This is a genomic window from Bacteroides sp. (genome assembly GCF_028690125.1).
In the GTDB taxonomy this organism is placed as follows: Bacteria; Bacteroidota; Bacteroidia; order Bacteroidales; family Bacteroidaceae; genus Bacteroides.
In genome coordinates, this window is record NZ_JAQVBV010000022.1 from 49,326 (window position 1) to 68,018 (window position 18,693).

At 38.8% G+C, this 18,693-nt stretch carries 12 protein-coding genes and 1 pseudogene; 6 read left to right on the forward strand and 7 right to left on the reverse strand.

The window, feature by feature from the left end; all coding sequences use genetic code 11:
- The first annotated feature begins 28 nt into the window (after positions 1–28).
- The 3 genes from PHO71_RS14895 (at position 29) to PHO71_RS14905 (ending at position 4,055) form a co-directional block, all read left to right on the forward strand.
- Entirely contained in the window at positions 29–886 is an 858-nt protein-coding gene (locus PHO71_RS14895) for a hypothetical protein (protein WP_300204832.1), read from the forward strand.
- Between the two features lie 8 nt (positions 887–894).
- Entirely contained in the window at positions 895–1,497 is a 603-nt protein-coding gene (locus PHO71_RS14900; protein WP_300204834.1) for a LuxR C-terminal-related transcriptional regulator, read from the forward strand.
- Positions 1,498–1,655: 158 nt separating this feature from the next.
- Positions 1,656–4,055 (forward strand): TonB-dependent receptor, encoded by a 2,400-nt coding sequence (locus PHO71_RS14905; RefSeq protein WP_300204836.1) that lies wholly within the window; start codon positions 1,656–1,658, stop codon positions 4,053–4,055.
- Between the two features lie 132 nt (positions 4,056–4,187).
- Here the strand turns inward: PHO71_RS14905 and PHO71_RS14910 are convergent, their stop codons facing one another.
- On the reverse strand, positions 4,188–5,090 hold the full coding sequence (locus PHO71_RS14910) for an AraC family transcriptional regulator (protein ID WP_300204837.1): 903 nt from the start codon (positions 5,088–5,090) through the stop codon (positions 4,188–4,190).
- Between the two features lie 203 nt (positions 5,091–5,293).
- Here PHO71_RS14910 and PHO71_RS14915 point away from each other — a divergent pair, with 203 nt between their 5' ends.
- From PHO71_RS14915 to PHO71_RS14925, 3 genes are read left to right on the forward strand one after another with little or no spacing between them, the layout of a single operon-like run.
- Positions 5,294–6,334, forward strand: coding sequence for an efflux RND transporter periplasmic adaptor subunit (locus PHO71_RS14915; protein WP_300204839.1), 1,041 nt, complete (start codon positions 5,294–5,296; stop codon positions 6,332–6,334).
- On the forward strand, positions 6,334–9,504 hold the full coding sequence (locus PHO71_RS14920; protein WP_300204840.1) for an efflux RND transporter permease subunit: 3,171 nt from the start codon (positions 6,334–6,336) through the stop codon (positions 9,502–9,504). The genes PHO71_RS14915 and PHO71_RS14920 overlap by 1 nt, the downstream gene beginning before the upstream one ends.
- Before the next feature lie 18 nt (positions 9,505–9,522).
- Positions 9,523–10,815: a TolC family protein gene (locus PHO71_RS14925; protein WP_300204842.1), complete on the forward strand. Its 1,293-nt coding sequence runs from the start codon at positions 9,523–9,525 to the stop codon at positions 10,813–10,815.
- Between the two features lie 565 nt (positions 10,816–11,380).
- Here the strand turns inward: PHO71_RS14925 and PHO71_RS14930 are convergent.
- From PHO71_RS14930 to metA, 6 genes and pseudogenes are all read right to left on the reverse strand, one after another.
- Positions 11,381–13,399: a BCCT family transporter gene (locus PHO71_RS14930; protein WP_300204844.1), complete on the reverse strand. Its 2,019-nt coding sequence runs from the start codon at positions 13,397–13,399 to the stop codon at positions 11,381–11,383.
- A gap of 458 nt (positions 13,400–13,857) precedes the next feature.
- Positions 13,858–13,992 (reverse strand): annotated as a pseudogene (locus PHO71_RS14935) (transposase); the annotation flags it as partial.
- A gap of 231 nt (positions 13,993–14,223) precedes the next feature.
- On the reverse strand, positions 14,224–14,739 hold the full coding sequence (locus tag PHO71_RS14940) for a GNAT family N-acetyltransferase (protein ID WP_300204846.1): 516 nt from the start codon (positions 14,737–14,739) through the stop codon (positions 14,224–14,226).
- Positions 14,740–14,781: 42 nt separating this feature from the next.
- Positions 14,782–15,816, reverse strand: a complete 1,035-nt coding sequence (locus PHO71_RS14945; RefSeq protein ID WP_300204847.1) for a hypothetical protein — start codon at positions 15,814–15,816, stop codon at positions 14,782–14,784.
- Positions 15,813–17,642 (reverse strand): U32 family peptidase, encoded by a 1,830-nt coding sequence (locus PHO71_RS14950; RefSeq protein ID WP_300204849.1) that lies wholly within the window; start codon positions 17,640–17,642, stop codon positions 15,813–15,815. Before PHO71_RS14950 ends, PHO71_RS14945 begins: the two co-directional genes overlap by 4 nt.
- A gap of 6 nt (positions 17,643–17,648) precedes the next feature.
- Positions 17,649–18,566 carry a homoserine O-succinyltransferase gene (metA, locus tag PHO71_RS14955; RefSeq protein WP_300204850.1) on the reverse strand — a complete coding sequence of 306 codons (918 nt, stop codon included), beginning with the start codon at positions 18,564–18,566 and terminating at the stop codon, positions 17,649–17,651.
- Positions 18,567–18,693: the final 127 nt, after the last annotated feature.

The window sequence follows — 18,693 nt, forward strand, 5'->3', positions numbered from 1 at the left end:
TAGAAAAAAGTAACACAAATATAAGATTATGAAACGCTCATTCCTTTTTATCATGCTAGTTGCCGGATTACTAACCGGAATAATGTCTTGCACATCAAAGACTGCCAGTAATAAACAAACAGATTCCACAGCTATTGACAGTATAAGACTCACACTTATAGAAACAGTCCCCGTTCAGATTACTGACTCTACAGATTCTGTAAAGAAAGATACGTTCAGTTACGAAAAAAAAGGACCATTTGTTGAGAATGACACTACATTTCTATACAGATTCGCAACAAACAATGATGGATATTACTGTTTTGAAGATGCCTATATAGAAAGAGATCGTCAATCGAAAAGTTACCAACAAATACTTAATTATGCCTCTACTTATCTATTAGATCATTCGGATGTTGAACAATTTGATTACGAATTAAAATATCTCCGAGAAAAACACCCACAGTCTTTCCCTAAGCATACATTATCAGATGACTTTCCAAAAACCTGGATTCCAATTTGCTCTTTTCAAAACACATATTATATCAATGAGTTAAATGCTTCTTACACTTCTTTCTTTACTGACTCCTTATATATTAAACAAAATATGGACGGTCCAATGCCTTACATCATTCAATCATTCAAACGAGTTACCCCAACTCACTATTTTTTTGATTTAATACGTCATGACAATCTATGTCATCTTGACTTGCAAATAATAGATGCAGAACGTAAAATAGCTATTATCACAACGGAGGATCAAGAGAGTCACAGAAAATGGCACACATTATATATAGCTAAAGATACAGCTCCTCTACTCGATGCAATATGCTGGAATTCTACTGATATGCCTGAAGACTCTCACGTTGATTTTGATAAGATTGATTTCGAAACGTTACTTAAATAACAGAAATTATGAACCATCAACCAGAAATAGCTATTGTAGAAGCAAATACTCTCACCTGCCTAGGGTTAAAGTCCATATTAGAAGAAATCATTCCAATGGCAATCATCCGTATCTTCCATAGTTTTAATGAACTAATGGATGATACCTCAGACATGTATGCTCATTATTTTATTTCAGCACAAATCTATGTAGAACACAATGCTTTTTTTCTTCCGCGGAAACGAAAAACAATTGTACTGGCAAGTGACAGTCCACAATTCCAACTTTCCGGAATCCCGGTTTTAAATATCTACGAACCCGAAAAGGAGCTAGTAAAAAACATTCTGAAACTCCATCAACACGCTCATCACAATGGTTATCCAGTAAAAGATATGCCACCAATTCATACAATTGAGCCTCATCAGGAAATTCTTTCTCCCCGTGAAATAGAAGTGCTTGTATTGATAACAAAAGGGTTAATCAATAAAGAGATTGCCGACAAACTGAATATCAGCTTAACAACAGTTATTACACACAGGAAAAATATTACAGAAAAACTTGGAATCAAATCCGTATCCGGTCTGACTATTTATGCTGTGATGAATGGATATGTAGAGGCTGACCGGATATAAACAGTAGAAATCAACATTGATAGACAGAAAAGTGATAAATATCTGTCAGATAACACTCAGAATAAACAGATTTAACTGTCTGAAGCCAATATCCTAATAAATGAGGATTGATTAACCGGATTATTTGCCTTTACTTTGCACCGACAAAATAACTGCAAATGAAGAAAAAGAATATCCTGATTGTCCTCACTCTTTTAACGACAGGGACTGTATGGGGAGAAGATCTCCCAAAAGACACACTGAAAGTGGTAGATATCGAAGAAGTGGTAGTGATTGCCGCTCCGAAAGAGAACCGTAAATTGCGCGAACTACCCACAGCTTCAACGCTTTTGTCTCAAAAAGATATGCAAGCGAATCAAGTTAAATCGGTAAAGAATTTGTCGGCTATTGTCCCCAATTTATTTATTCCGGACTATGGTTCAAAATTAACCACCTCTATTTATATCCGAGGAATCGGATCACGTATTAACACTCCGTCTGTAGGACTTTATGTCGATAATATTCCTTATATCGACAAGTCTGCTTTCGATTTCAACTATTGCGATATTGAACGTATCGATATCCTCCGTGGTCCCCAAGGAACTCTCTACGGACGTAACACAATGGCCGGATTAATTAAAGTACATACAAAATCACCATTTACCTATCAAGGAACAGATATACGTATGGGGGCAGCTACCTATAATGATTATAACGTTTCGCTGACTCATTATCACCGCATATCTGATCAGTTTGCATTCTCTACCGGAGGTTTTTATGAACATACAGGCGGATTCTTTAAAAACGTAGCACGTAGCAACGAAAGAGTAGACCGTGGCAATGCAGGAGGCGGACGTTTCCGAGGTATCTATATGCCCACATCGAACATCAAAGTCGATATGACACTGAATTATGAATACGGTGATCAGGGTGGTTACCCCTATGAATATACAGGTGTTACCGAAGGAGAAGAAATGCGCCCTGAATACATTGGCAAAATATCGTATAACAATCGCAGCAGCTATCGCCGTGGATTGCTAAACGCCGGAGTCAATATGGAATATCAAGCTAAAAATTTTATCCTTAGTGCCGTTACCGGTTATCAGAATTTAAATGACCGTATGTTCCTCGATCAGGATTTCACAGAGAAAGATATCTATACCCTTACTCAAAAACAAAAATTAAACATTATTTCCGAGGAAATCATTCTAAAATCAAAACCTAACAAAAAATGGCAATGGGCAACCGGTGTCTTCGGGTTATACCAATCATTAAATACAGACGGACCGGTATCTTTCGGCTCGGAGGGAGTAAAAGAAATGATTGAAGATAACGTTAATCAAATTTTTGCAGAGATGCCTCCTAGTGCTCCACAGTTGAACCTGAAAGTAAACAATCCGACGTTACTAGTCGAAGGTAATTTTGATACTCCGATATGGAATGCAGCCATTTTCCACCAATCGACCTTCAATGACCTTCTTATAAAAGGATTGTCATTCACTGTTGGTTTAAGAATGGATTATGAGAAAATGAAAATGAAATATCGCTCAGCAAGCGAACCTCTTGATTTTAATTTCAAAATGAGTATGCCACATTCGCCAATGGCTATTACTGCAAATAATCTGAAAGCGAATGCAGCCTATGACGGGAAATTATCAAATGATTACGTTCAGTTACTCCCTAAAATAGCTTTACAGTACGAATGGCAAAAAGGGAATAGCGTATATGCCACTGTTTCAAAAGGATATCGTTCGGGTGGATACAATGTACAAATGTTCTCCGACTTAATCACAGGGCAGCAAAGTAACTCCATGAAAGAAGCAATTAAAACAAGTCCGGAATTCTCTAAGTTTGTAGCTGCCATTGAAAAGTTTATGCCAATGTCTAAACTGCCGGAAGTCAGCGAAGCTACTCAATACAAACCTGAATATTCATGGAACTACGAAGTAGGAAGTCATCTAACTTTATGGGAAGGTAAACTTTGGGCTGACCTTGCTGCCTTCTATATGGATACACGTGACCAACAAATCTCCCAATTTGCAGAAAGTGGTTTAGGACGTATCACTGTGAATGCCGGAAAGAGTCATAGTTACGGTGCTGAAGCTTCTATCCGTGCCAGTCTGACTAGTGCATTGAGCTTAAATGCCAGTTATGGATACACTTATGCAACTTTTACTGATTACGTCATAAAAGAAAAACGAGAAGATGGAAGCTTCAATGTAAAAGCGGATTATAACGGTAAGTACGTCCCTTTTGTCCCCAAGCATACATTAAATATAGGTGGTGAATACGCTTTCAACTGCAATCCTCGTTGTATCTTTGACCGTATTGTCTTACAAGCAAACTACAATGCAGCGGGACGTATCTATTGGACAGAACAAAATAATGTCAGCCAAGCCTTCTATGGCACATTAAACGGCAGAGTAAACTTTGAAGTTGGGAATGCTATGGTCAGTCTCTGGACACGTAATGTACTGGACAAAGATTACGCCGCATTCTACTTTGAAACCATGAAAAAAGGATTCATGCAGAAAGGACGTCCGGCACAATTCGGAATAGATCTGCGTTGTCGGTTCTGAGTTTAGTCAATTCTTGAATTAGCAGAACCATATGTATTATAACCAACAAAAAAGTAATTTTGATCGGCTTCTTTGTTGTTTATTTCCGGTCTGCATTCGCACCTTTATTGGGTAGTTTCGAAGAGTTTTTATCTAACTATTCTTATATTCCTTCGGAGACATCCCAGCACAACGCTTAAAGAACTTCCCGAAAAAAGACTGATTCGGGAAGTTCAGTTGTTCGCTGATCTGTTGCACAGTCAGTTTTCCCGATTTCAACAACGTTTTTGCTTCCAGAATCACATAAGCATCAATCCATTCTCCCGCCAACTTTTGGCTAACTTTGTAAATAACGGAAGAAAGATACTTCGGAGAGATACACAATAAATCCGCATAGAACTTCACACTACGTTCTTTCCTGTAATACATCTCCACCTCATGAATAAACCGATGAAAAATCTCTTCCTGACGAGTCTGTGGATACTTCGATTGTTGCTCGGCCTCTTTGATCACTACGGGCGCCATCCGGTAATACATGATTTGTACATAGGATTGCAACATAGGAGTCCTGAAAGGATGATTCTCTTCCAGCAACGTCTCTTTTATATCACGATAAACTTTAATAAATTCGGGCACATCTTTCTCTTCAAAAGAAAAGCAATATCTATCCTGCAAACATTTATAAAAAGACATTACCTGCGTTGTCTTCTCTGTGACGGGCATAAAATTATTCCTAGTAGCTATCACAAATCCCCGAAAATCGTCAGAAATAGAAATTACTTCGAAGATCACTCCGGGAATGATAATGAAAAACATATTCGGATGCAGCACATATTCTTTTAATGCAATACGCATTTCTATTTTTCCCTCCAGACAAAACAACAGCATGGACATCTTTGCTTGCACAGGAAAAGTACCACGCGGTGGTTGATTCGTTTGTCCTGCGCAGGAAGAAGAATCTATATTGTCCAACAACACAATCTCCCCTTCAATAAAAGTAGCCTTGTCGATTTCAGTGAGATGCGAAATATCAAGTAAAAAGATAGAATGATCCATATTTTAATTAAAAATTAGAGTTATCGACGACAAATTTAATCTATTTGGAATATAAATTCTACTTAATTCGACTTAATGACCAAAAAAGCACTCCTTTTTACCTTGAATCATTCCTAAATAAGAGAGAATTTTGCATCCGAAAATAAAATGATTATTTATCAATCAAACTATAAACGACAACAATGAATGTAAAAAGGTGGTTTATGCCGGCAATGATCGTGTTACTGGCAGCTTGTAGTACCAACAAGGAAGAGAAGTTTGTACGAAGTGTAAAACTAGTCCAACCGGTAGCGTTAGGTAATGTATCTTATAAAAGTTTATCAGGAACAGTCAAAGAATCACGCGAAATTAGTCTGGGCTTTAAGACCGGTGGACAAATTGAAAAGATTTTAGTAAAGGAAGGTGACTTTGTACGTCAAGGACAAACAATTGCCATATTAGATCAGAAAGACTATAAACTTGGAGTAGACACTTATCAGATTCAATATGATCAAATGAAAAAAGAAGTAGATCGTATGAAACAATTATATGAAGCAAAGAGCCTTAACGGAAATGACTATGAAAAAGCTGTAGCCGGATTGGAACAAGTACGAGTGCAATTGCAAATAAACAAAAATAAGCTAGAGTATACGACTCTGCAAGCTCCAGTCAGCGGATACATACAAACTGTAAATTATGAAAAGGCAGAAATGGTACAAGCAGGCTCACCCATTGTTAATTTGCTAGATGTTTCTAAAATTGAAGTAGAAGTAGACATCCCCGCCAGCTTATATATGCAACAGGAAAAATTCTCAGGCTTCTCTTGTGCTTCTTCGTTGTCACCCAATGTCAGTTATCCTCTTACACTAATCAGCATCAACCAGAAAGCAAGTAGCACACAACTCTATAAAATGCTTTTGTCCCTCACAGACAGCCACATTACTAAACTAACAGCAGGCATGAACGTAGTGGTAAACATCTCACTAACAGATGGGCAACCAGACGCAAAAGGTTTCACTCTTCCAGTAAATTCAATCTTCAATGAACAAGAAAAGAGTTATGTATGGGTATTAGGAAATGATTCTACCGTCAGCAAACTCGAAATTAAACTACAAGGAATAGATGCCTCAGGAAAAGTCATCATAACAGAAGGTATTCAGGGCAATGAACAAATTATCAAAGCGGGAGTACATTCACTTACCGAAAATGAGAAAGTTCATGTGCTTCCCGAATCTGATAAAACAAATGTAGGAGGACTATTCTAATGAAATTTGCCTTAACCGAATATTTCATAAAGCGCCCAACACTGTTCTGGTCGCTAATGGCGGCTTTACTCATTGCCGGAGTACTGTCTTTCATGCAAATGCCAAAACTTGAAGATCCCGCTATCGGAGTAAAACAAGCGATGGTTGTAATCGTTTACCCCGGTGCTACGGCACATGAAGTAGAATTACAAGTAGCGCAAGTCATGGAAGATGAATTGCGTACGATTCCTAATGTAAAGAAAATCAGTTCGGAATGTACAAAAGGGATGGCACAGATCACTGTTGAATTTCAGGAAACTGTATTGATGACAGCCATTGAGCAGCATTTCGACCAACTAAGACGTAAAGTGAGTGGTTCTGTAAACAAACTTCCACAAGGATGCTATGAACCAATTGTGATTGACGACATGATGGATGTTTATGGTATGTTCTATGCATTGACTTCCGACGGTTACGAATATCCGGAAATGTATAAGTACGCCAAGATGATCCGCCGCGAATTACTCGGCATCAAAGGTGTAAAGAGAATCAATATTTACGGCAACCGGGATGAAGTAATCAACATTACCCTATCGAAAGAAAAGATAGCACGCAACGGTATTATACCAACACAGATCATGAGTGTTCTGCAAGATGCTACCAAAACGGTGGATGCAGGAAGTTATCAGGATGGTGACCAAAAGATACAACTGCGAATCACCAACCGTACTCAAAGTATGGAAGATGTCAAAAATCTGATTGTACAGACTTTAGACGGTAAACAAATGCGCGTCGGAGATATTGCTGAAGTAGAACGTACCTACAAAGATCCACAAGAGAACGGATTCTTCGTGGACGGTGAACAAGCGCTGGCTATCTGTATCTCTATGGAGAATGATGCTATCGTGCCGGATGTTGGCAAAGCAGTAGAAAGCAAAATAAAAGAAATCATGCCAAACATACCGGCAGGAATGAACATGGAAAAAATCTTTTTCCAACCGGATAAAGTAGACGAAGCAATCAGTTCATTCATGGTGAATCTGGTGGAATCTGTTCTTATTGTTATCATTGCACTGATCTTTACGATGGGATTCCGAAGCGGATTGATTATTGGTGCAGGCCTAGTGCTTACCATTGCCGGGTCCTTCCCTATCCTATTGATGTGTGGAACTACATTGCAACGTATTTCACTGGGTGCTTTCATCATTGCCATGGGTATGCTGGTGGATAATGCCATAGTTATCATTGACGGTATTCTGGTAGACCGTACACGAGGACTCGGACCGAAAGTCTACTTATATCGTATTTGTAAGGCTACTGCTATGCCGTTATTAGGAGCAACCTTAATTGCTGCTTCCGCTTTCCTGAATGTATTCCTATCGAAAGATACTGCTGGAGAGTATGCACGTGACTTATTCCTCGTACTTTGTGTCAGCTTACTCGTCAGTTGGATCTTAGCATTGACTCAAGTTCCGATGTTTACCAAATACATACTGCCACTTCATGTACGCAAAGTCGGATATGAAGAACAAATTGGTAAAATGCAACAAGTAGTCAGAAAGATTATTATCAAACTAATCAACTACAAAAAGCTGACTATCGGGATATCGGTAGCTATTTTGGTATTATCATTTGTTGGTATGACCAAGATCAAGAATCTGTTCTTCCCTGACTTTAGTTACAAACAGTTCGTCATCGAATACTTCACTCCTTATCAGACCAATCCCGAACAAGTGAAACAGGATTTGCTGGAAATGAGCAAACTAGTGAAAGAAAATCCGAATGTAGAACGGGTAGCTGCCTCAATGGGAAGTGCACCTGCCCGCTATTGTCTGGTTCGTCCCATGACAAGCGGTGGAGGTTGCTACGGAGAATTGATTATCGATTGTCCAGATTATGAAACAGTGGTAGAAGAACTGCCGAAAATACGCCAACAATTGCGCGAACGTTATCCTGATGCCTATATCCGTGCACGAAAATACAACTTCTCTATATCTAGTACTCACACAGTCGAAGTGGAATTTACAGGTCCCGATCCTGCCGTACTGCGTGATCTTGCGCAACAAGCGGAAGTGATTATGCGCAAATGCAAATATGTAGACGCTTATTCGGTACAAAATAACTGGAAGCCCACCGGCAAAGCACTCACTGCTCAATACATGGAGCAAGAAGCACGCCGTTCGGGTATCAGTCGTGGCAATATTGGAAGCGCACTACAAGCGGCTACTGACGGAATGATCTGTGGAGTAATCAATGATCAAGACCAACAAGTGATGCTCAACTTCCTCATTCGGAATGCAGACGGAAGTAAAATTCAAGATCTGAATGATATTCCCGTATGGACAGATATCAATATCAAGGTAGATGATAATGATATTAACCAACTAATTACAGGAAGTAAAAGCTCGGATGCCATTCAGGATGATATGTACAAAAGTGCACCGATGAGCAACGTTACCCGTAATATCGATCTCGGCTGGGAGGAACAAATGATACTTCGTGTGAACGGTTCTCGTCACATTGAAGCTGAATGCGACCCGGACTATACGCAATGGGAAGCTACTCCTGCAAAAGTAAAAGCGGACATTGAAAATGAGATCAACAAGATTAAGTTACCCGAAGGTTATACTATGGGGTGGTCTGGTGAAATTGCCAAACAAGGTGACTCTATGGAAGGATTGATGAAGTATGGTCCAATCACCTTATTTATTATTCTCGCCATTTTACTGTTGCTATTTAGTAATTGGAAAAAAGTAATTCTTATCCTGCTTTGTTTCCCGTTCGTTTTTTGTGGCATCACACCGGCATTACTATTAAGCAAACAGCCATTCACGTTTATGGCAATCATCGGAGTCATGGGATTGATGGGAATGATGATTAAAAATGCGATAGTTCTGGTAGATGAAATCACTCGTTTGACGAATGAAGAGCAGCAGCATCCTTATGATGCAGTAATCAATGCTACAGTTTCACGTACACGCCCAGTTATAATGGCATCCGTTACCACGATTCTTGGTATGTTGCCACTAATCACGGATCCAATGTATGCTTCGATGGCAGTCACTATCATGAGCGGACTTGCTATGGGAACCATTATTACACTGGCACTTCTGCCTTTGTTCTACACGGCTTTCTTCCATATCACACCTCCTCGTACACGATCCAAAACAACTAAAACTATTAATGAATAAAAGAATATACCTGTATATATGAAAAAGACTATTTTATGGATAGCATTGGGGCTGGCAGTCAATCTGCCTGCCTCCGCCCAACTTCAACTTTCCCAAGCTGAATGCCGCAAAATGGCACTGAAGAATAATGAAGAAATGAAGATAGCGGAAAACTCTTATAAACAGGCGAAGCTAGATAAAGAAATTGCCCTTGCTTCGTATCTTCCCGAACTAGAAGGCTCGCTGACTAGTATCAGCCGCAAAGACATGGATCTGATGGGTGCTGAACTACAAATGCGTGGGACGTATATGGCAGGACTTACCTTGACTCAACCCATATTTACCGGTGGGAAAATCGTTGCTTCCAACAAACTTGCTAAAATCGGTGTAGACTGTGCGCAAGAATCACGCCGAAAAACGGAGATGAATATCATCGCAGAAGCTGATAATGCTTATTGGACATACATAGCAGTAGGGGAAAAAGTAAAACAGTTAGAAGCTTACCAAAAGCAACTGGATGAATTATACAATCAAATAGCCAAGAGTGTGGAAGTACAGATGGCTACCCAAGCCGACCTGTTGCGGGTAGACTCCAAACGCAGCCAGATACTATATCAATTGAAGAAAGCTAAAAATGGTGTCGAACTTTGCCGAATGTCCTTATGTAGTACACTTGGAATCGATATTCATACCACTATTCAGGTTACTGATACAAATATAGAAATAAATTCACCTCAGCAATTAGAGGGTAGCATTCTCATACGTCCCGAATATAGATTGCTGTTAAATCAAGTAGAAGCCCAAAAGCAACAAGTCAAAATAGCACGTGCCGACATTCTCCCGACTTTCGGAATTTCCGCCCAGTATTCTTACTACGGGAATCTTAAACTCGCCGGACAGGCAGAAGATGGAACCCCTTTCAAACAAGAATACAAAGATGGTTCCCCCATGCTAATGGCATCCATCAGCGTTCCTCTATTCAGATGGGGGAAAGGGCTGAAAGGAATAAAAAGAGCAAAACTTGATTACCAAAACGCTCAGTTGGACTTGCAGAGAAACGAACGTTTACTCAATATTGAGTTACAACAGGCTATTCAGAATGTAACAGACGGCTACAACTTAGTGGAAACTGCCAATATCGGAATATCACAAGCAGCGGAAAACTTACGTAATATGCAAAACAATTACGATGTAAGTATGTGCACATTAACCGATTTATTAGATGCACAAGCACAATGGCAGGAAGCATACAGCAACCAGATTGAAGCAAAGACTCAGTATAAGATTTACGAATCAGAATATATGAGAGTTTCGGGACAATTGAAACCTTAAATCTAAGTAGAACGTAGTCTTTAAAAAAGAAACTTTGTTTTCAATCCTACGTTAGCTATCTGCATAAAAGCAGCACTTCTATAAATCAGATGCAAACTTATCATAGTCTCTCCGTTCATCGAAGCTCTGGACGATAGAGTTTAGACTATGATTAAGTTGCAACTGATTTGATCTCTAAAACTCTTCCACTTTCTATTTAAAACGAGGAACATTAAAAAGAATTTTATATTATTATGGTGCCCACCATTCCTCATTGTAAATCACAGAAAGTCAATAATTAGACAAAAGATCTTCATTATCAATATAATTAGAAAGAAAAATAGAAAACTTTCATCTTAATTTCTCTATTTTCGTACAACCCTACATTTATAGATGTTATGAAATACACAATCTACCCGTTGGCGAAATTAAATCAGGACATATTTAACTTTCTCAATTGGTAACTAAAATTAAAATACAATGAATTTTCAAGGCAAGTACGAGGTTTAATAAATAACAGCCTTGAAATCATATCAACAAATACTTAATAAATCTATAACCTATCAGACAAAAGGTTTGTAATATATTAATCGTTAGAAAGCGTATACAGTTCATTAGAGCAGTCTGATATTATTGAAAGGAAACGTTCGTACTGCTTCAAAATGTCGCTTATAACCTCTTCCTTTGTGAAATATTGGATGTCATATCCTTTTCTTCCATCATTGAAATAGGTTACGGGAATGTATACCTTTTCGTCGCCAATTTCAGGAGCATTCTCTTCATTTATTAAATAATCAGAAATAGTTTTGGGTTGCGCCTTAACGCCATACTTGAAGTTCATCAAGCTATTATGAACTATCTCCAATTCAATACCTGTTTTTGATGGGATTATATCTGTCATCTTGGCTTCAATTCCATTAGCTTTCAATTCTGCAATCAAATCTTTAAATGCAGGAACAACAGTTGTTTCAATAAATTTCTTCACATCTCTCTTTTTTGAGTAGGTAAGAATTCTCTCCAGTCTCTCTTTCCACAACCGACCTGACCAATATGAAGTAGAATGAGAAAATTTGGTGGAGTGATACCTCGCATCTATATTTAGTGCTTTTAGCAGGTTGTAACAGAACATAAGCATTAGTACCGCAAAAGGTAGAGCTGCGACCAAAGTCATTGTCTGTAATGAATCTAAACCACCAAGGCTTAATAAGCTCAAAGAAAGACCGGCTAACAGTACTCCCCAAAAAATATTTTGCCATTTAGGAGAGGTTTTAGCATTTTTAGTGGCAATATTGTTCATTACATAGATACCGGAATCGGCTGATGTAATGAAAAATATACATATAATAAAAAGTGTAAATGTAGTAGTGATGGTTTCTAAGGGTAACTGCTTTAGAAAACTAAAAAGCAGTATTTCGGGCTGACTGACAAGAGAGCTCAGGGCTCCTTCTGACTGATGCTGTTCCATCCATATGGCTGTATTTCCGAATATAGTCATCCATAAAAAGTTAAACAATGAAGGAATCAATATGACGGCAAAGATAAATTCACGGATAGTTCGTCCTTTGGATATTTTGGCAATGAACAGCCCCACGTAAGGAGACCATGAAATCCACCATGCCCAATATAATATTGTCCACCCTGAGAACCACCCTTGACGGCCCGGCTCATAGGAATAGGTATTAAATGTTAACGATATAAAGTTACTGAAGTAGTTGCCTATCCCTTCAGAAAAAGTACCTAATAAATATACTGTAGGACCTGCGAAAAGAATGAATAGCATTAGGATAACGGCTGTAGATATATTTATCTGGCTTAAAAGTTTGACTCCTTTCCCTAATCCTGTGATGCTTGAAATAATGGATATGAGCATTATGACCACGACAATCATTGCTTGGTGAGGGAAACTATTTTGTGGCATAATCCCCATATTTGCAAGACCTGCATTGAGCTGTACAACACCAAATCCTAAAGTAGTTGCCAAACCAAAGAAAGTACTGCACAAGGCAAATACATCAATTATGTTTCCTAAACGACCATGTATTTTATCCTTTAGCATAGGATAGAAAACACTGCGCAAAGACAATGGCAATTTATATCGGTACGTAAAATAGGCCAATGAAAGCCCTACAACGGCGTAAATAGCCCATGCATGTAGACCCCAATGGAAAAATGTATATAGTTGAGCTTCTTTAGCGCGTTCGGCTAAAGACAGGGTTTCACTGGCAGGATTCGCATAGTGCGATATCGGTTCTGCTACACCAAAGTACATTAATCCGATTCCCATTCCCGCCGCAAACAACATCGCAACCCAAGAGAAGAATGAGTATTCAGGTTTCTGGTCGTCACTGCCCAACTTGGTTTTGCCATGTTTACTTAGCGCCAAAGAGATAAGAAATATGACAAAAACAGTAACGGATATAACATAAAACCAACTTAAATTGGCAAAAATCTGTTCTTTGATTATTGAAAGTACAATTTGTGCTTTAACAGGAAACAATCCGCAAAATAAGGATATGCCGACAATAAACATCAGGCTGGGAATAGCTACTGATTTAACAAAGGTTGATTTGAGTTCGAATTTTTCGTGTAATTTGAGTTTAATCATTTGTATTTATTTTGAATTTACTGATTTAGTATAGTAATGCTAAATTAATAATAGCCAAAGTTGTTCAACCTTAGCATATTGTTTTAATCTCCTTAAATTATTTGGGAGTAATCCGACTACCGATATTAGTACAATGCTGACGTTAGATAAGAAGAAATACTATCGTTTCTTTATATATATCAGCAAATATACGATTTTTTACGATGGTATCCAAAATTATGGAGCCTATTGGTTAGGACTAAAATAAAAGCATTACGCTGTTTAGTTCGAATACAGTTCATGCACGAGGTGTGAATATTTTTAAATAAACGGTTCTGCCGTCCAATCTTGTTTCGACGTTAAGAGCCCGTGAATAAGGTGAGTTCGAGAATTGATTAGAATAAAGTAAACTGCCTATCAACCGCTTTTTTCAGGTTGATAGACGGTTTTTTGAGAAAGAAATAATATGTAGTAGCGCGCAACAGATTCACCGCAAAATAATGAAATGACCTATACCTTGAATATTCCATTTGTGCTATATTCTTAAGTTCATCATTAATGGTTTCAATAATGGCGCTTTTTCTGAGTAATATTCAATCCGATGCTTTCATGATTGCTCCTTTTTACCTTGTTTTGAGGATTTATTTATCAACTGCTGATTCTACTCTTACCTCATCTCTTTGAGGAAGAAGAACGACTAAATTTCCTTGGTAAGTAGTAATTTTCAGTATAGGGTTAAAGTCTGAATCTGTTGTAGCAATAATAAGCATATCGGCAAATTCATACTCGTAATCTTCTTGTAAAGCTATCTGATCCCAAATTTATTCATTTCTATTTGAAATATATCATTTACTTTCCAGACTTATACCAGAAGGCAAATGCATTTGATAAGCAATACGTTCTGTACCATTCTTCACGTAAATAATACCACAACGCTGGAAGCCGTACTTCGTTAAAATGTATTGCATCACTTTATTATCGCGATGTGTATCCACACGAATATTGTCACAACGTTGAAAGCACCAATCGAAACAGGCTTCCGATACTCCTTTTTGTTTACCGCTTGTAGCCATTCGATGAATCACTCCGTAAGGTTTATCAGTGAGCCAAGTGCCATCATAGATATGCTGATAGGTAGGATCCTCTCCTAATATAAAACAAAAAGTTCCCAAAATTTCACCTTGTTCGTCTGTACAAACGAAGCTATGAGCATCTTCGATCTCTTGACGAATCAGGGTGTCAGAAGGATAACCATCTATCCATTGAGTAGCATTCCCATTTGCACGCATAAAGGCACGGGCATAATCATAAATATCCATTACGATAGAAAGGTCTTTCAGTTCAGTAACTCTGATTTTCATTGTTCAATCGATTATTAAAAAGTGAGGATAGATAATAAGATATTATTCATTGATCGCACCGCAATGTGCACACACACCTTTTTCTTTTATTTTCTCTCCGCAATGACCGCAACGGTATTTATAACCGATATTTCGATGGACTTTTTTTGCAAACACCCAGACAAAAAGGGCTAAGAAAAAATAACCGATATAAATATGAGTCATCAGGATAAAGAAGAAATAACAGAAGATGCAGCAAGACATTAGCCCAAGCAAATAAAAGATGGCTGCTGCCGGAGTCAATTGACGAAACAGGTCATCGAGTACCGCCAAGACAACAATTAGAAAAAGCCAGATACTCAACAAAAAGATGGAAAGTATAAAGGGAACTTTAAAAGGAGATAACGTCGGATTGTAATAAAAATGTTCCCATGTGCCCGGTACGAAAACTTGTATAGATTCATAGATCGTAGCACTGAATGCCATCAATAAGCACAAGAACAATGGATAAATGCTAGCGATATCATTAAAGTATACCAGCTGCAATTGCTTACGACGAAAAGCACGAAACAGATATACTCCAACAAACAATGCAAAGATAATCACAAAATATGAGGCATGGGTATTACTAAAGAGATGAATTGCTTGCGAAATACTATCTGTAGGTACAAAAGCCTTTTTCAATTCTGCCTCTCGTATCCACCCTTGTTCATCCTGCGTATGTGCCAATTTCACCCAAACACTATCTACACTATCGGCAGAATGTACGGCAAACTCGGCTACTACAACACGGTCTCCTTTATATAATGTGATGTACTTTTCTTTAATGGGCAAACACTCCAATACCGAAGAATCTGCCATTACTTCCAAATTTGTATTCCATGTATAATGTCGTTCGTAAAGATACTGCAAAGAGTCCTTTATCTTTTGCGGTATCTCTTCCGAAGATAGATTGGGGTGAGAGTAATAGCAGGAGGAAAGGGATAAGATACCAAACAGTAAATTCATCACAAAACGACAAAAAGCGATACCGGATTTCTTCTTTCGAGAATCAACCTCTGTACTACTTCGTTCTATTCTGTAATGAAATATCCTCATTGCGCTATTTTTACTTTCATTTGACAATTCTTGCAATCAAACTCAAGACGGAAACGTTTTCCATCATTCGACACTAGATAATAAGGCTCTTTATAAGGTGACCTTTCCCGTTGGTGGATAGGACACCAACCCATACTATAACGCAAACAATGTTTGCAAAACATTAGTATAGCATCTTCTGCCTCTGTTTTTTCATAAGCCTCAGCAATATGCTGTACCCCATGATCCTGATAAAAAGAAGTGGCACAGGTATTCATTACATTCCCCAGATACGTCAAAGTTGTTTGAGGAAAAGCATGAGTAGTCTGTTTCCACACCGCCAACTCCTGACGGTAATTGATCCGACGGAGAGCAATCAGCTTTTCTACAACCTGACGACGAAGATCAGCTAGCACCGAAGCCGGAAGGAACCAATTTTCCGAAAAAGAGATTTCTATCTTTTTCGATTCAAATGGAGTATTACCCAATTTGGCTAACTGAGTTTTCAGATTCTCTTCCTGCGTTGTACGCGCCAGCTCTTTGTCACGAGGAAGAGAGATGGTAACACTATTATCGTCTTCATCAGTGAAAGTTAAAGAGAAACCGAAATTATTATCAGCAAGAAGAATATCAACCACCATCTTCCGTTCGGCAGATTTACGGGAAAGCAACCGTTCAAACTCTTGGTCGAAATTACGATAAAGTATTGTTCGGGGTTTAATGCGTGGCATTTCCTGCGGATAAAGTTTATTTCCATCCACCCGGTTAATGCGGAATCCCTGCAAACGTCCTTGTTCGTCTATATAACAGACACCATCTCCATTATTAAATGATTTTAGTCCGGCAACAGTCAGATAGTTGCCCCGGGCTTCTTTCATGGTCCCCATCTCCTCCCCCAACGATTTAGGCGTATCAAAAGAAAAAATATCACGGTCACGTCCATGAAGGAAGTAATGAGTAAATCCCCGACTGAAACTTTTATCCAATTGTGGCTGAAATTCGAAACGGGAGGTTCCCGAAGAAGCACGTACGTACTCGGGACGGCGGGCTAAGATTGCGTCCAGCTTCTGTCGGTAGGCAGCTGTCACGTTCTTCACATAAGAAACATCTTTCAAACGACCTTCTATTTTGAATGAAGAAGCACCGGCATCCAGAAGTTGTTCCAGTTCATCGCTCTGGTTCAGGTCTTTCAAAGATAGTAAATGCTTGTCTTTCACAATCACCTTTCCTTCGGCATCTACCAGATTAAAAGGCAAGCGGCAGAATTGGGCACATTCTCCCCGGTTTGCACTACGCCCAAAACAGGCTTGACTTACATAACACTGTCCGCTATAGCTCACACAAAGAGCACCGTGCACAAATATCTCCAAAGGAACTTCGGGACAAGTTTCATGTATCTTTTTAATTTCACGAACCGACAATTCACGCGCCAATACCACCTGACGGAATCCTGCTTCCCAGAGAAACTTAACTTTCTCAGGTGTGCGGTTATCCATCTGCGTACTGGCATGAAGAGGAATCGGCGGAAGATTCAGTTTCGTAATTCCCATATCCTGAACGATCAGCGCATCGACTCCAATCCGGTATAAGGCGTGAATCATCTCTTCCGTCTCTTTCAATTCTTCTTCTTTCAGTACTGTATTAACGGTGACGTAGATACGGGCATTATACAGATGAGCATGATTGACCAAGGTTTCAATGTCTTGCAAGGAATTCACCGCAGCCGCCCGGGCTCCAAATTTTGGTGCACCAATATAAACGGCATCCGCACCATGATTGACAGCTTCGATACCACATTCCAAATTCTTTGCCGGAGCCAGAAGCTCTATTTTACGCTGTTTGACCATTCAGTATTATTCAATATCATTAATATTATAAGGAGTCTCCTGATAAACAAAGTAGTTCAGCCAATTGGAAAACAGTAAATTGGCATGAGCACGCCAACGTACCAAAGGTCCTTTCTCCGGATCATTATCTACATAATAATTAAGAGGCATTTCAATAGGCAGTCCTTTGTCTAGATCACGACGATATTCGGTATCTAGCGTCAAAGGAGAGTATTCTGAATGACCGGTTACAAAGAACTCACGACCACCACGAGCTACTACTAAATAAACACCCGATTCCTTTGATTCTGATAACAAAGTAAGCTCAGGAACTTTTAATATGTCTTCTTTCCTCACCTCTGTATGCCGACTATGGGGGACATAGAAGCAATCATCAAATCCACGGAAAATCGGATGTAAAGGTTCTAATACACAATGTTCGAAAATACCGAACATTTTCCGGTCCAAAGGGTACTTAGGCACTCCATAGTGATGATATAGTCCGGCCTGAGCTGCCCAACAAATATAAAGAGTGGACGTTACGTGTGTCTTAGCCCAGTCGAATATTTCCGTTATTTCATCCCAGTAATTCACCTCCTCGAAATCCATCTGTTCAACAGGTGCTCCAGTGATAATCATACCGTCATACTTCTCATTCCGCATCTGGTCAAAGTCCGTATAAAACGCTTTCATGTGTTCTACCGGAGTATTTTTAGAAGTATGACTCTTGATCTTCATAAATGAGATTTCCACCTGTAGAGGTGTATTCGAAAGTAATCTCACCAGATCTGTCTCCGTTGTAATTTTCAACGGCATCAGATTCAATATTACAATCCGTAGCGGACGAATATCCTGTTGCGTAGCACGGGAAGCATCAATCACGAAGATATTCTCTTCCTTCAGCAGTTCTATCGCAGGGAGTCTATCAGGTAAATTTAAAGGCATATTATTGCTATGTATTAGTAATTTGTTTGCAAAAATACGAAAAATATAGCATAAATAAGAAGAGTCTCTTATTTAGAAGAAGTACAAATTAAATCATTTTAATCATAGAATCATACCAAGTAACAAA